The sequence below is a fragment of the Pedobacter sp. genome (genome assembly GCF_965227205.1).
Taxonomy (GTDB): Bacteria; Bacteroidota; Bacteroidia; order Sphingobacteriales; family Sphingobacteriaceae; genus Pedobacter.
In genome coordinates, this window is record NZ_OZ245727.1 from 4,087,439 (window position 1) to 4,101,364 (window position 13,926).

General features: G+C 35.3%; 14 protein-coding genes. 12 read left to right on the forward strand and 2 right to left on the reverse strand.

Annotated features, from left to right (window positions below):
- Nucleotides 1-136: 136 nt before the first annotated feature.
- The 6 genes from ACO05K_RS17675 (at nucleotide 137) to ACO05K_RS17700 (ending at nucleotide 3,023) form a co-directional block, all read left to right on the forward strand.
- Nucleotides 137-688, forward strand: coding sequence for an RNA polymerase sigma factor (locus ACO05K_RS17675; RefSeq protein WP_421945736.1), 552 nt, complete (start codon nucleotides 137-139; stop codon nucleotides 686-688).
- Nucleotides 689-699: 11 nt separating this feature from the next.
- Nucleotides 700-1,044, forward strand: coding sequence for a hypothetical protein (locus ACO05K_RS17680; protein ID WP_421945737.1), 345 nt, complete (start codon nucleotides 700-702; stop codon nucleotides 1,042-1,044).
- Between the two features lie 614 nt (nucleotides 1,045-1,658).
- The gene (locus tag ACO05K_RS17685) at nucleotides 1,659-1,925 is read left to right on the forward strand and encodes a hypothetical protein (RefSeq protein WP_421945738.1); all 267 of its coding nucleotides are present in this window, start codon (nucleotides 1,659-1,661) and stop codon (nucleotides 1,923-1,925) included.
- 3 nt (nucleotides 1,926-1,928) lie between these two features.
- Nucleotides 1,929-2,156 (forward strand): hypothetical protein, encoded by a 228-nt coding sequence (locus tag ACO05K_RS17690; protein ID WP_421945739.1) that lies wholly within the window; start codon nucleotides 1,929-1,931, stop codon nucleotides 2,154-2,156.
- Between the two features lie 8 nt (nucleotides 2,157-2,164).
- On the forward strand, nucleotides 2,165-2,545 hold the full coding sequence (locus ACO05K_RS17695; protein ID WP_421945740.1) for a hypothetical protein: 381 nt from the start codon (nucleotides 2,165-2,167) through the stop codon (nucleotides 2,543-2,545).
- Nucleotides 2,546-2,561: 16 nt separating this feature from the next.
- Complete coding sequence (locus ACO05K_RS17700; protein ID WP_421945741.1) at nucleotides 2,562-3,023, forward strand: Hsp20/alpha crystallin family protein; 462 nt, start codon at nucleotides 2,562-2,564, stop codon at nucleotides 3,021-3,023.
- A 46-nt stretch (nucleotides 3,024-3,069) separates the two neighbouring features.
- Here ACO05K_RS17700 and ACO05K_RS17705 read toward each other — a convergent pair whose 3' ends face one another.
- Nucleotides 3,070-3,819, reverse strand: coding sequence for a DeoR/GlpR family DNA-binding transcription regulator (locus ACO05K_RS17705; protein ID WP_421945742.1), 750 nt, complete (start codon nucleotides 3,817-3,819; stop codon nucleotides 3,070-3,072).
- Nucleotides 3,820-4,052: 233 nt separating this feature from the next.
- On the opposite strand from ACO05K_RS17705, the gene ACO05K_RS17710 reads away from it, so the two are divergent.
- The 3 genes from ACO05K_RS17710 to ACO05K_RS17720 are packed head-to-tail and all read left to right on the forward strand — an operon-like array spanning nucleotide 4,053 to nucleotide 9,540.
- Nucleotides 4,053-7,145: a SusC/RagA family TonB-linked outer membrane protein gene (locus ACO05K_RS17710; protein WP_421945743.1), complete on the forward strand. Its 3,093-nt coding sequence runs from the start codon at nucleotides 4,053-4,055 to the stop codon at nucleotides 7,143-7,145.
- A gap of 10 nt (nucleotides 7,146-7,155) precedes the next feature.
- Complete coding sequence (locus ACO05K_RS17715; RefSeq protein WP_421945744.1) at nucleotides 7,156-8,730, forward strand: SusD/RagB family nutrient-binding outer membrane lipoprotein; 1,575 nt, start codon at nucleotides 7,156-7,158, stop codon at nucleotides 8,728-8,730.
- Nucleotides 8,731-8,742: 12 nt separating this feature from the next.
- A complete protein-coding gene (locus ACO05K_RS17720) occupies nucleotides 8,743-9,540 on the forward strand; it encodes a hypothetical protein (protein WP_421945745.1) in 798 nt (265 codons plus the stop codon).
- Between the two features lie 68 nt (nucleotides 9,541-9,608).
- Here ACO05K_RS17720 and ACO05K_RS17725 read toward each other — a convergent pair whose 3' ends face one another.
- A complete protein-coding gene (locus tag ACO05K_RS17725; protein ID WP_421945746.1) occupies nucleotides 9,609-10,211 on the reverse strand; it encodes a porin family protein in 603 nt (200 codons plus the stop codon).
- A 170-nt stretch (nucleotides 10,212-10,381) separates the two neighbouring features.
- Here ACO05K_RS17725 and ACO05K_RS17730 point away from each other — a divergent pair, with 170 nt between their 5' ends.
- From ACO05K_RS17730 to ACO05K_RS17740, 3 genes are all read left to right on the forward strand, one after another.
- A complete protein-coding gene (locus ACO05K_RS17730) occupies nucleotides 10,382-10,597 on the forward strand; it encodes a hypothetical protein (protein ID WP_290240432.1) in 216 nt (71 codons plus the stop codon).
- A 163-nt stretch (nucleotides 10,598-10,760) separates the two neighbouring features.
- On the forward strand, nucleotides 10,761-12,452 hold the full coding sequence (locus ACO05K_RS17735; protein ID WP_421945747.1) for a S41 family peptidase: 1,692 nt from the start codon (nucleotides 10,761-10,763) through the stop codon (nucleotides 12,450-12,452).
- A gap of 35 nt (nucleotides 12,453-12,487) precedes the next feature.
- Nucleotides 12,488-13,816: an alpha-L-fucosidase gene (locus ACO05K_RS17740; protein WP_421945748.1), complete on the forward strand. Its 1,329-nt coding sequence runs from the start codon at nucleotides 12,488-12,490 to the stop codon at nucleotides 13,814-13,816.
- Nucleotides 13,817-13,926: the final 110 nt, after the last annotated feature.

Below are 13,926 nucleotides of genomic sequence, written 5' to 3' on the forward strand. Positions count from 1 at the left end.
AAAAACTACTTCCTTTAGTTTTCAAAAAAGAAATCTTTAATTTTAGTAACGCTTCTCAACCTTCCTAAAAAAAAAATAAAATAATTTAAAGTAATATTGGCTTTCATCCGTTTACTGGTTTAACAAAGATAATTTAGTGCCAACAAACGAATCCCAAAATATAATTTCTACAGTTGCCGATTATGGTAAGCGCTTATTCAGTTTCATTCGTGGGCGGGTGAATACGGATGAGGACGCGGAAGATATTTTGCAGGATGTGTGGTGCCAGTTGAGCAATCAGCCCGAAGCTGGCGCTATAGAACAGATTGGTGGTTGGCTTTATCGTGTAGCCAGAAATAAAATTACAGATCGTTACCGGAAGCAAAAAGATGTGCTTATTGAGGATTTGAGTTATGAGGATGATGAAGGCGAAATAAACTTTAGAGAGATTTTATTGGCTGAATCTTTCTCGCCCGAGGAAGAAAGTTTAAAAAAACTTTTCTGGGATCAACTTTTTTTAGCGTTGGCAGAACTACCGGAAAATCAACGTTATGTTTTTGTTCAGAATGAATTGGAGGATAGAACTTTGCAAGAACTTGCAGATGAAACTGGCGAAAACATTAAAACATTAATATCGAGAAAAGGTTATGCGGTGAAACATCTGCGTAATCGGTTACAAAATTTATATCAGGAATTTATAAACTATTAATTTGGCAGGAGATGAGAAACAGAAAGTTTAGTAAGGGCAAGAAGTTCATTTTCTTTTTACCTGTTGTAGCGTTAATTGCTACTGCTTTAGGTTACACTGTAATGTATTTATGGAACTGGATTTTGCCCGAAGTGACGCATTGTGGGCGATTGAATTTTTGGCAGGCCCTTGGCTTATTGGTTCTGTGCAGATTACTATTTGGCAACTTTAATAAAGGCGGCGGTAATAACCGTTTCAGAGAAAAGGCAATGGGTTTGCGTTCTAAGTGGCAAAGCATGAACGATGAAGAAAGAGCGAAGTTTAAAGAAGAATACAGGCAAAGATGTGGGGGATGGGGACACCGCAATAAAGATTAATTTTAAAGCCAGCTTTTCAGCTGGTTTTTTTTTGTTTTAATAATGGTTATCGTGTTAATTTTTTATAGATTTTGTTTTTTTGTCTTAGCCAGACTGGCTTTCCACTTTTTCTTGATAAAAAGTGGAGCAAAACCGAACCTTTCGGCGAGTTCATGAATACCAATAAAATATAGAAACAGATGAATAAATCAAGGCTTGCATCTATTTGTGTAAAAATTCGATAAACTGTTTTCGAAAATAATTTGTTAGGCTCTTTCCACTCCGCAATTCCTCCACACAGCTGAAAATTATTTTGTTTGGTGGTTTATGATTGAAACTGCGAACAGTTTGTCGTTTTTTACTGCAAATATCTGCTATGCCGGTCCTCGCAACTATGAATATTGCTTCGTCCTCGCATTCAGGTTCCTGTAATTTCAGTCTCTGGGTTAAACCCACAATCTTAAATTTCCCTCTCTTCATAGGAGAGGGATTGCACACATTAGATTTCCCGAATTCCTTTCACAGGGTGAGGTTTCTTACCCTTAGATTTCTTAGGTAGTGAAAAAAAGTAAAATTATTTAAAGTAAAAATAAATCCCCATCGTCTACCCTTTTAAATAACAATAAAATAACACGATGAAAAAGATATTAAAAGCAATAGGGTTTGGGATTGTGCTAGGTGCAACCATGTTCTTTGTTCCATTCATATTTAAGTTTATTCTAATTGCAATGGTAATTGGAATGGTTGTAAGAATGTTTGCTCACAGAAAACGCAGGCATTTTATGGAGCGGTTTAACCACTTTGAAAATAACCATTCTGCTATAGTTCCAATTGATAACCAATGGTATAAACCAACGGTACAAGGTAATGGTATGGTGCAAAACATTAACGTAAATTATTAAGCGATGAAAGCATTTAGAATATTATTAGCGTTGGCGGTTGCAGGAGCAACTTTTTACAGCTTAAATGTGTTGGCTGTTCAAAATGGATATCGTGATAGGTTAGATTTCAAGAATAGAAATTATCATGATGTGGATTGCCACTATGAACATTACCGAAACCACGGTTTTAGTCATCATAGCAGAAAAACCATTGACAGTAATATAACACCGATTGATAGCACAAGAAAATAATTAAAGCCATGTCACAAGTTTTATTTTTAAGCAACCCTTCACTAAATGCGGTTAATCCGATTTTAAATTTAGCCAGCGAAATGATTACTCGTGGCGAACAAGTAACATTCTTTAGCTCGGATGAATTTAAGAAACCGATAGAAAGTATTGGTGCTGATTTTAAGGCTTATGGCAAGGATTTAGGCGTTTTTAACAAGGTTGAGGGAGAAAATCAAAAATCGGGTTTAATAACGGCTTTGCTAGAACCGATGAAGTTTATCGACAATATTGTTGAGCAAATTAGAGATTTAAAGTTCGATTATGCTGTTTTTTCTCCAGCTTACCCATACGCAAATATCATAACCCAGTTATTAGGGATTCCGAAAACCCAATATTGTGTTTCAAACTAATTAACAGATTTAATAAGTGAAAAATAATACAATGTATAACGAATATAGATGCCATAATGGCAAAATGAATAGAGGTTGCGCAGCAAGAGGTGGAGGATTTGGTCATCACCATGGAAGATTTGCCCGCCATGCAGAACAATTCTTTAGTAGATTCAGAAATGTTGCTGCTAATATTGAAGAAACTGAAGAGTTCTTTGTCATTCATCTTTTTGCTCCTGCATTAATAAAAGAGCATTTAAAAGTGATAACAAAAGATGATGTTTTAACAATCACTTACACACCCAAAGAGGAAGCAGATACTGATAAAAAGTTCAGCAGAAGAGAATATAGTAATGGTGCATTCGAAAGAGCTTTTGCCTTAAACGGAAAAGTATTGAGTGAAAATATTTCAGCCAGTTATGCTGATGGAATTTTGAAAGTAACCCTTCCAAAAAATCCCGAAACTAATAAACCAGCGGTAGATATCGCAGTTAATTAAGTTTCGTCTATATAATGTCCAAAGCCCCGAATATTCGGGGCTTTTTTTATAAAATATTAATATTGTTTTTCGAAAAATAAGGTTGAAGTAATTCATCATTACTATTTAATTCTGTAACCAAATAACTTATGCTTTCTGTTGGGCATACTCTTAAACGCAGCGTAATATCTAATTTTTCAGAGATGCATAACACCGCAGATTTTTTTGACGCGGCAAGCATCGCTTTTTTCAATTGATTAATTTCCCAATCTGTATCTGTCATGCCTTCTTCAGGATGTAATGCACTGGTTCCCATCAAACATAAATCTACTTTTATTTCTGATAACTGATTGATAACACTGCCACCATAGGATACCTGAGAGTTTTTCGAGAAAGAGCCACCAATCAAGATAACTTCCACATTGTTGTATTTGGCAAGTTCAACCGCAACCAGTGGACTAATCGTAAAAAATGTTGCTTCTAAATTTTCAGGAAGTTGCTTAACAAATTCTAACACGGTTGTTCCACCACCGGTTAAAACAACCATGCCGTCTTTTATTAAGGTAATTGCCTTTTTTGCGATGATAATTTTACTATCACGGGCATACACCGTACTGTCATCAAAAGAGGAGTGATAGGATTTGGATAATGCTCCACCATGAACCTTGTAAAGTTTGCCTAAATCTACCAACTCTTGTAGATCTCTTCGAATGGTATCTTCCGAAACATTTAATAATTGAACCAAATCAGAAGTAAGCACCCTATTGTGCAAATTAATTTGGCGCATAATGAAATCATGTCGTTCTTTTTTAAGCATATAAGTTTGGTTTGTGCTAATGTAAAAAAAATATTAATTAATTGCGTTTTTTTGCGGTTTTATGCAATTATGTGTTGCTGGTTGTAAATTATATTTAATAAAGTTTGTTCTTTTATTGGAAAACATTTATGATATTAGCTAAATATTGAAAATCATGCGGTATTGTGCGTGTTTTTTCTTAACTGGAATAACTAACTACAAACAAACTTTTTTACTAACCTTATTGGCTGTTTATGAAAAAAAAGCTACTCTTAGTTTTTATCGGTACGTTTTTGCTGCTGGCTCATGCCATTGCGCAGCAAATAACTGTTACTGGTAAGGTTACGTCATCCGACGGACCAATACCTGGTGTTTCTATTAAAATAAAAGGAGGCACAACGGTAACTCAAACCAATGGCGATGGAAATTACTCTATTAAAGCCGCCAAAACAGATGTTCTATCATTTACTTATGTAGGCTATACAACTGTAGAAAAAACAGTTGGCAATAATACAATATTTAATGTATTCATGCAGCAAAATAGCAATTCATTAAATGAGGTTGTTGTTACAGCATTGGGCCAAACAGCTTCAAAGCGGTCATTGGGTACTGCGCAACAAACCGTTAAGGGTGCTGACATTGCCGGCACGCAAAGAGAAAATTTTATTAATGCATTACAAGGACGTGTTGCCGGTGTAGAGGTTACAAGTTCTTCGGGTGTACCGGGTGCATCATCATCAATTACTATACGTGGTATTAGTTCAATTAGCGGGAGTAATCAACCACTATTTGTTGTAGATGGTTTGCCAATTGATAACAAAACAATGAATACTTCCGCCTTTTATTCAGACAATAGTTCTACAACAGGATTATTTAATAGGGGTGTGGATTTTACAAACCGTGCAGCCGATATTAATCCTGAAGATATTGAAAGCTTGGTAGTATTAAAAGGACCAGAAGCAGCAGCTTTGTATGGTATTGATGCTGCTAATGGAGCTATCGTGATTACTACAAAAAGAGGTAAAGCTGGTGAAGGGATTATTAACTACAACAATAGCTTTAGAGTAGAAAAAACCAGATACCAGCCAGAGTTACAGCGTGATTTTGGTTTAGGTACAGGTGGCGTATCTGCAGGTACTGCATTTACTTATTTCGGCCCTAGGTATGCGCCTAACACACAATTTTACGATAACATAGACGGTTTCTTCCAAACAGCTTTCACACAAAAACACAACTTATCTTTAGAAGGTGGTAGAAATGAAGCTAACTATAGAGTATCAACATCTTACACTGACCAAAATGGCGTAGTCCCAGGTTCAGATTACAGCCGTTTTACATTAACTGGCTCTGCAGGCGGCAAACTAAATGAGTGGTTAACTGCAGATTTCTCTATGAATTATTCTTATGCCTTAAATAATCAAGCGTTTAAAGGAGATGGGGGTGCTTTAATTGGTTTGTTGTTATGGCCTCAAGAGGATGACGCAAGGAATTATTTAACAGCATCTGGTACGCGTAGACGTTTTACCACAGCAACCGATTTAACTTCCGAAATTGAAAATCCTTATTTCAACGTTAATAAGAATAGAAATTCTACCAAAAATAACAGGATTTTATCTAATGCAAGTTTTACCATTACTCCATTTAAATTTTTAAACATCAAAACCATTTTTGGTATAGATGCTTATAATAACAACGCAATATTAGTAAGTCATCCTGAAAGTAGAAGAGGCTTGTTAAAAGGAGGAATTTTAGATTTGGCAAACGATAATACGAGAAACCTAAACTCTCAAACCTTAGTTAACTTAACCAAGCAAAATATTACAAAGGACATTACTTTTGATATGACGGTTGGTAATGCAGTGAAAGCTTTAAAATCTGTTACAGAAAGTGCTTATGGTGAGAATTTTTTAGATCCAAATTTTGTATCTATTAATAATACTACTGCTACATTAAGAAATGCAAAGTCAACAACTATAGAACAAAGAATTGTAAGTTTATTCGGAAGAGCAACAATTGGATATAAAAATTATTTTTATTTAACAGCAACTGGTCGTAATGACTGGACTTCTACTATTCCGGTTGGAGAAAACTCATTCTTCTATCCATCAGTTTCTGGAAGTTTTATATTCACAGATGTTCCGGCCTTTAAACCAGCTTTAAGTAAAATATTTACCTCAGGTAAATTAAGAGCAGCTTATGCAAATGTAGGTAAGGATGCTAAACCTTATGCTTACGTACCAGCTCTCGAAAGTAAAACGACAGTTGGTGGTGGATATGGATATGGTTTTACTGGTCCCAACCCAAATCTGGTTCCTGAATTTGCAAGTTCATACGAATTCGGTACAGAGTTAGCATTTTTTAATGATAGATTAGGTTTAGACGTTACATATTACAGCAAGGAAACCCGTGATCAGATTGTAAATGATATTCGAGGAAGTTACGCTACAGGTTACGTATTGTTTAACTTAAATGGTGCTAAAACTCAAAATAAGGGATGGGAAGTTAGTTTGAGAGGTACACCATTTAAAACAGAGAACTTTAAATGGGATATCTTAGCTAATTTTGATGCTACAAGAGGTAAGGTACTGGAACTTCCACGTTCATTACCTGAATCTTATGTCTCTGATACCTGGTTATACGGTAACGTTCGTAATGGAGTAACTCCAGGCCAATCTACACGTTCGTTAACAGGATTCTTTTACCTCAGAAATAATGCTGGGCAAATTTTAATTAATCCAGCTACTGGATTACCAGTACGTTCTACTGTGTTTATTGAAGGTGGTTATGATAGACAGCCAGATTTTCAATTAGGTATAACTAACAGTTTCAGTTATAAAGATTTTTCGCTTTCTTTCTTATTGGATATTAGAAAAGGTGGTGATGTATTTAACGGTACACAAGCTTTCTTAACACAACGTGGTTTATCAACCAAAACATTAGATCGTTTGCAGCCACGTGTTGTAACAGGTGTTTTGCAAGATGGAAGAGAGAACTCAGCGAATCCAACAGTTAATAATATTTCAGTAACCCCATTTTATCAAAACTCATTTTATACCCTAATGAGTGAAGAGTTGTTTATTGAAAAAGACATCAACTGGATTAGGTTAAAAGATGTTACTTTAAACTATCGTTTATCACCTAAGTTATTAAAACGCCAAAAGTTTGTTAAATCGGCAAGTGTTTTTGTTACTGGTACAGATTTGTTTTTGATAACAAACTATTCAGGTCTTGACCCTGTTGTAAACGGAAATACAGCTGCAGTGGGTGGCTCTGGCGCTCAAGGTGTTGATTATGGTAACTTCCCAATGCCTATTGGTTTAAACTTTGGTATTAGAGTTGGTTTATAAAGAAAATAAAATGAAAAAGATATATATCATAACAGCACTTTTTGGACTTTTGGCCTTGGGTGGCTGTAAAAAATTTCTGGATGTAAATACAAATCCAAATAATCCTGAAAAGGTTGAAGCAAATTTGTATCTATCTCCAATGCTGCACTGGATGATTACTGCACCAACTTTTGATGCTCGATTTGTAGGGCGCTACACTCAAAACTGGACATTAACATCTGTAAGTAGTACTTGGGATAGAATGGGTTACGATCCTAGTTCTGATAATGGCGGTCAGATTTTTAGAATGACCTATTTTGATTTCGGTCAGAATTTAGTAGATATGAATAAAAGAGCGCAAGATGAACAAAGATGGGATTTATTGGGTGTTGGACAAATTTTAAAGGCTTGGGGCTGGATTACTGCTACCGATTTACACGGAGAAATTATAGTTAAAGAAGCTATTAATGCGAATCAAACAACTTTCGCCTATGATACTCAACAATATGCTTATGAAGAATCTATAAGATTGTTAGATGCTGCAATTGCTAATTTAAAACGTACAGATGGTGGTGTTAATGCAGCTGTATTAGGTAAAACGGATATCATTTATAAAGGTGATGTTACCAAATGGATAAAATTTGCAAATTCATTAAAAGCAATGATTTTAAATCATTATTCGAATAAAGCCAGCTATAAACCAGATGATGTTATCGCACTTGTAGATGCAGGTTTATCAAGCAATGCAGATGACCCACTATTATCATATACAGGTACAGCTAATGATGATATTAACTTTTATGCTGCAGCACGTGATAACTTAACAAGTTACAGACAAACCCGTTTCATTCTGAGCTTACTGGATGGAACAATTACCGGAGGAGTAATAGACCCAAGGATGTCAAGAATGTTATCGCCTTCACCAGATGGTGCTTATCGCGGTTTGGAGCCAACTTTTGGTATTGGCGCATTAACTGCAGCTCAACAGCCAAATAACTTTTGGGGTTACACAACTCTAGCACTGGCTAATGCTAGTATTTCTACGCCATCGAGATACGTTTTCGCTCGCAAAACTAAAATGCCAGCCTTTACTTATGCACAACTTCAGTTTATTAAAGCAGAAGCGGCATATAAAAAAGGGGATAAGGTTACAGCTTTAGATGCTTACACAAAAGGAATCTCTGCGCACTTTGATTTTGTTAATTCTCGTAATACGGATGATGGTCAATCTCCAACGCAGATTAGTTCAGCAGAGAAAGCAACGTATATGGCTTCACCTGCTGTAATTCCAACAAATGCAAATGCATTAACACTTTCACAAATTATGTGTCAAAATTACATTGCGCAATGGGGTTGGGGTCATTTAGAACAATGGATGGATTTAAGAAGATATCACTATACAGATAAAGATCCTGTTACTGGAAATCAAGTTTTCGTGGGCTTTATTACACCAGTTAATATTTATCCAGATAATGCAACTAAATTGGTTTACAGAATCAGACCCCGATATAACTCAGAATATGTTTGGAATAGAGCAGAACTTGATAAAATAGGCGGTTTAGCTGTAGATTATCATACTAAAGAGACCTGGATTACTTTACCTTAAAAATGAATTAACATGAAAAATAAGTATATTTTATTTCCAGCTTTAGCACTAATACTATCTATATTCTTGTATTCTTGCGATAAAACTGCTGTTCAAATTATAGATGTTCCTGTTAGTGGTGCGCAACTTAAGTATTTTAACTTTGGTGTAAATGCACCAGTTGTTAACTTTTATGCTAACGATACAAAAGTGTCTGCGGCATTATCTGCTACGGGAGCAGAAAGCAGTACTGCTGGTACAGCGTATGGCGCAGTTTTTCCAGCGATAAATTCATATTCAGTAATTCCAGCAGGAACATATAATTTTAAAGGTCAAAGGCCTTCAACAGCTACTGCCGATCCTCTTTTAGCAATATCAACACTAAACACTGCGGTTCAAGATGGTAAAAATTATTCCTTGTATTTATCAGGAATATATAATACAACAGCTAAAACTGTAGAATCTTTTATTGTTGAAGATGTTCTTCCTCCAGTAGATACATCGGGCGGTTATGTACGTTTTGTACACGCAATTTCAAATGCAAATCCATTTGATTTTGTAATTAAAAACACAACTACAGGAGTAGAAACTGTTATCGCTACAAATATTGCGTACAAGTCTGCATCAAACTTTGTTAAAGTTCCTTTTGGGATTTATGAATTGTACTGTCGTTATCCGAATAATCCTGCAAATATTATTTCACGTAATGGAACATCTACAGTTTCAGTAATCAAATCAAATACGTACACTTTTAGTATTCGAGGCGATATAACAGTTGTTTCAACAACAGCCGCTAACAGGCCATTTATTGATAATACGCCTAATAGATAAACTCTAAAAATCTTTTTATACAACAAAGGCGACCACTGGTCGCCTTTGTTGTTAATTTCAAATTCCGTTTACAAAATTTTGAAACCTAAACTTAATTGAAACAAGTTAGGGTTTTGCTTATATTTTTCACTTTTGCTAATGTTGGTTAAACCAGCTTCGTAACGTAAATCAACTGAGATTGCTCCAACATCTACACCAGCACCGGCTTGTAAACCAAAAGCTTGGTTTTTGTAGTTATTAAAATCTGTTGCTTGTTGGTAAGCTGAGTTAAAAGTAGAGCTATCATCAAGAATTAATGATAAAACCGGACCAGCCATTAATCTGAAGTTTAAGTTTTTAGCACCGAATTTTGTACCTAATAAAACCGGGATATCTAAAGTGGTAAATTTAACCTTCCCTTCTGCTGCCACTTCTGTATTGCTATTGTTAGTAAAGCTGATAAATTTATTGCCTTTGCTACCAATGTATGCTTCTGGCTGTACATAAAAACTTGCACCACCAATTCTTGCCCATGCACCAACTTGGTAACCTAAGCGGTTTTCTTCGCTGGCAAAATCAGCATTCATTTTGGCAAGGTTAACACCTGCCTTTATACCTAAATTGAATGTTTGAGCGTGTGATGTTGCCCAACCCACGGTTAGGAAAACAATAGAGAAGATTAGTTTTTTCATTTTAATTGTGTTTAAATTTTTCGATATTTTGGGTTTTTTGAACTATAACGCACTTTTAACACAATTATCATGCAAGAAAACTTTAAGGCATAAGTTTTTTTATACTTTATGTGATAAAACAAAAAATCCAGCACAAATATTTTTTACTTTTGCATCAAATAAAATTAGAGATGGCAAATTTTCAACTTACAAAAGATAACGCAGAGAAAGTAAAAATTAAGTTTTTTAGAAAATACCGCGATCTTGTTAATGCGCCTTTAGATTTTACGCCTGGCAATGAAGATAAGTTGGTACAAGACATTATGCAGCTTGTAAAACGTGACCGTACTTATGTAGAGTTTACCATTCAAAAAGCACTAGCCGATACAAAAGGCAACAGACTTTAATTCTTAACATCAATTCTCAGCTAAAATAACGATTAAATTACGTTTAGGCCTTTCTAAGCTGTTTTTAATCTTTATCCCTTTTTGTACATTTACATCTGTACAATTCAATAATCTTTAAGGTAGGCTGAATATGCTCCTGCCTCAAAGCATCAAACATAAAGGGATGAAAAAAATCAAATATCTAATCTTTGCAGCTGTATCTGGCATCGCAATTTTATCCTTTTCTTTTAAGGAAGATTTATTTCTGGTATCTAAAAACCTGGATATTTTCGCCTCTTTATATAAGGAAATTAACATCAACTATGTTGATGAAACCAATGCACCCGGTTTAATGAAAACTGGTATAGATGCTATGCTCGAAAGCCTCGATCCCTACACAGAATACGTTCCGGAATCTGAAATAGAAGATTACAAACTTAAATACGTAAGCACACAGTATGGTGGCATTGGCGCCGGAACCTTATTTATTGATGGAAAATTATTTGTAAATGAAGTAAGTGAAGGTTATCCTGCTAACAAACAAGATATTAAAGCTGGTGACCAGGTTATTAAGATTAACAATATCGAAACCAAAGGAAAGGATAGAGCGCAAATCAGTCAGCTTCTTCGCGGGCCTAAAGGTACAGCAGTAGATCTTGTGCTTCTTCGTGATGGAAAAGAAATTTCAAAAAAGCTTATTCGTGAAGAAATAAAACAACCAAATGTTACGTATTCTGGAATGGTTGGCGATGGTATTGGTTACATCAAACTTGATAAATTTTTAGAAAACTCCGGGCAGGAAGTTAAAGATGCGCTTGTCAGTATCAATAAAGAAAACCCAAAAGGAATTGTGCTCGATTTACGAAACAACGGTGGCGGTATTTTACAGGAAGCGGTTAAAATTGTAAATCTTTTTGTTGATAAAGACTTACTTGTGGTTACTCAAAAAGGTAAGAATGCAGAGAAAACAATCGCCTACAAAACTATGAATGTACCAATTTCACCAACAGTGCCTTTGGTTGTTTTGGTAAATAATAGCTCCGCTTCTGCATCTGAAATTGTTGCGGGTTCTCTGCAAGATTTAGATAGAGCAATTGTTATCGGCCAGCGTAGTTATGGTAAAGGATTAGTGCAACAAACTTTCAACTTACCTTACAATAGCCTAGTTAAAGTTACGGTTGCCAAATATTACACGCCATCGGGCAGATGCATTCAAAAACTAGATTATGCTCATAGAAATGCTGATGGTTCGGTTGATAGATTTGCAGATTCTACAATAACAATGTACCAAACCCGTGGAGGCAGAAATGTTTACAGCGGCAACGGTGTTTATCCCGATATTCCAGTGAGTGCAGATAAGTTAAGCCCGATAACCATCGCAATGCTAAACAAAAGTTTATTCTTTAACTATGCTAATCAATTTAGAAAAGATAAACCAGCTGTTCAGTCTGCCAAAACATTTCAAATAAGCGATGCAGATTATACTGCTTTTTCTGCAAGTCTGGCCGAAAAGGATTTAACCTACCAAAGCAGAACAGAAAGATTATTAACAGAATTACGCTACGAAGCAGATAAAGAAAATAAAACTGCTGAAGTAAAGGCTGATTTGGATAACCTTAAAAGCAAACTAACTTCTGCTAAAAAAGCTGATTTAGCTAACCATAAATCGGAAATTAAACGCGTATTGGAAACACAAATCGTAAGTCGTTATTTTTACGAGAAGGGCAGAATTGAACAAAGTTTTCAGTACGATAAAGAATTGGCTGCGGCTAAATCTGTTTTCAATAACCAAACACAAATGCTTGCCATTTTAAAAGGAGATGGGAATTATAAAGTTATAGGCAAGCCGGTTAAAGAAACCAGTAGTATAGATTAAAAACATACTCTATTTATAAATCTAAACTAATAACAATGAAGAAAACTTTATTGTCGGCAATTATTATGCTTTGCGTATTTTGTTTATCTGCGCAAGAATATGTTCCATCTTCTGCAAATTTAAAACAAAGAGCTTGGTTTGCCGATGCCCGATTCGGTTTGTTCATCCATTGGGGGCCATTTAGTATTCCGGGTAGCGGCGAATGGGTTATGAATGATAGAAAACTTACCGTTCACAACTACACCAATTTAAAAGATTTTTTTAACCCGATTGACTTTGACGCTGCTGCGTATGTACGTATGGCAAAAAATGCCGGGATGAAATACATTACTTTAATTACAAGGCATCATGATGGTTTTAGTATGTGGGATACTAAATATTCAGATTTCAACATCATGAATACGCCTTATAAAAAAGATATTGTAAAAATGGTTGCAGATGAATGCCACAAACAAGGCATCCAATTGTATTTATATTATTCATTGCTCGATTGGCGAAGAGATGATTATCCTTACGAAACAGGAAGAACTGGCAGAAACTCTGGAAGAAAAGCAAAAAGCGACTACCAAAGTTACCTTACCTTTATGAAAAACCAGTTAACCGAATTGCTAACTAATTATGGTGAAATCGGTGGAATTTGGTTTGATGGCCATTGGGATCAAACGCAACCCGAAGGTGCGGCCGACAGATCTTCAAGAATTGATTGGAAATATGATGAAATTTACGGACTGATTCATAAACTGCAACCGCAATGTATGATCGGTAATAACCACCATTTGACGCCATTTGCAGGAGAAGATTTCCAAATGTTCGAAAGAGATTTACCGGGAGAAAATAGCTCTGGTTTAAGTTTTCAAAAAGCTTCAGATAAATTACCATTAGAAACCTGCGAAACCATCTCAAATTCTTGGGGTTACAATCTGAGCGATACAAGTTATAAAAGCAAAAAACAGCTCGTTCATATGTTGATTAAGGCATCGAGTTTAGGTGCAAATCTTTTGCTTAACATTGGGCCAATGCCAAGTGGAAAAGTACAACCAGAATTTCAGGATAGGCTAAGTGCAATTGGAGATTGGTTAAAAATTTATGGAGAAAGTATTTATGGTACAAAAGCAGGCTTTATAAAACCTCAACCATGGGGAAGTATTACCCAAAGCGATAAAAAAATCTATGTTCATGTACTAGATGCGAAGAACTCATCTATAACGTTAAATCAAGTTCCGTTTAAAAGAATCACTAAAGCTTATTTGCTTAAAGATAAAAAACCTGTAAAATTTACTAGTAAAAATGATATTGTAGAACTTATTACGGGCTTTTCTAATGATGAGATTGATAATGTTGTCGTTTTAGAAATTTCTGAATAAATATATAACTTAGGCGCAAAAATCTAAATGAATCTCGACTAGTAAAACGTTTTATCAATATTGATTCTGGGCTTTAGTCAATATGGATAATTGCCTTCCAAACAATTATG

What these genes read in the sequence shown, in the direction of transcription:
- ACO05K_RS17680 (WP_421945737.1), top strand. Translation starts at nt 700, where the DNA reads ATGAGAAACAGAAAGTTTAGTAAGGGCAAGAAGTTCATTTTCTTTTTA.
- ACO05K_RS17685 (WP_421945738.1), top strand. Translation starts at nt 1,659, where the DNA reads ATGAAAAAGATATTAAAAGCAATAGGGTTTGGGATTGTGCTAGGTGCA.
- ACO05K_RS17690 (WP_421945739.1), top strand. Translation starts at nt 1,929, where the DNA reads ATGAAAGCATTTAGAATATTATTAGCGTTGGCGGTTGCAGGAGCAACT.
- ACO05K_RS17695 (WP_421945740.1), top strand. Translation starts at nt 2,165, where the DNA reads ATGTCACAAGTTTTATTTTTAAGCAACCCTTCACTAAATGCGGTTAAT.
- ACO05K_RS17705 (WP_421945742.1), bottom strand. Translation starts at nt 3,819, where the DNA reads ATGCTTAAAAAAGAACGACATGATTTCATTATGCGCCAAATTAATTTG.
- ACO05K_RS17710 (WP_421945743.1), top strand. Translation starts at nt 4,053, where the DNA reads ATGAAAAAAAAGCTACTCTTAGTTTTTATCGGTACGTTTTTGCTGCTG.
- ACO05K_RS17715 (WP_421945744.1), top strand. Translation starts at nt 7,156, where the DNA reads ATGAAAAAGATATATATCATAACAGCACTTTTTGGACTTTTGGCCTTG.
- ACO05K_RS17720 (WP_421945745.1), top strand. Translation starts at nt 8,743, where the DNA reads ATGAAAAATAAGTATATTTTATTTCCAGCTTTAGCACTAATACTATCT.
- ACO05K_RS17725 (WP_421945746.1), bottom strand. Translation starts at nt 10,211, where the DNA reads ATGAAAAAACTAATCTTCTCTATTGTTTTCCTAACCGTGGGTTGGGCA.
- ACO05K_RS17730 (WP_290240432.1), top strand. Translation starts at nt 10,382, where the DNA reads ATGGCAAATTTTCAACTTACAAAAGATAACGCAGAGAAAGTAAAAATT.
- ACO05K_RS17735 (WP_421945747.1), top strand. Translation starts at nt 10,761, where the DNA reads ATGAAAAAAATCAAATATCTAATCTTTGCAGCTGTATCTGGCATCGCA.
- ACO05K_RS17740 (WP_421945748.1), top strand. Translation starts at nt 12,488, where the DNA reads ATGAAGAAAACTTTATTGTCGGCAATTATTATGCTTTGCGTATTTTGT.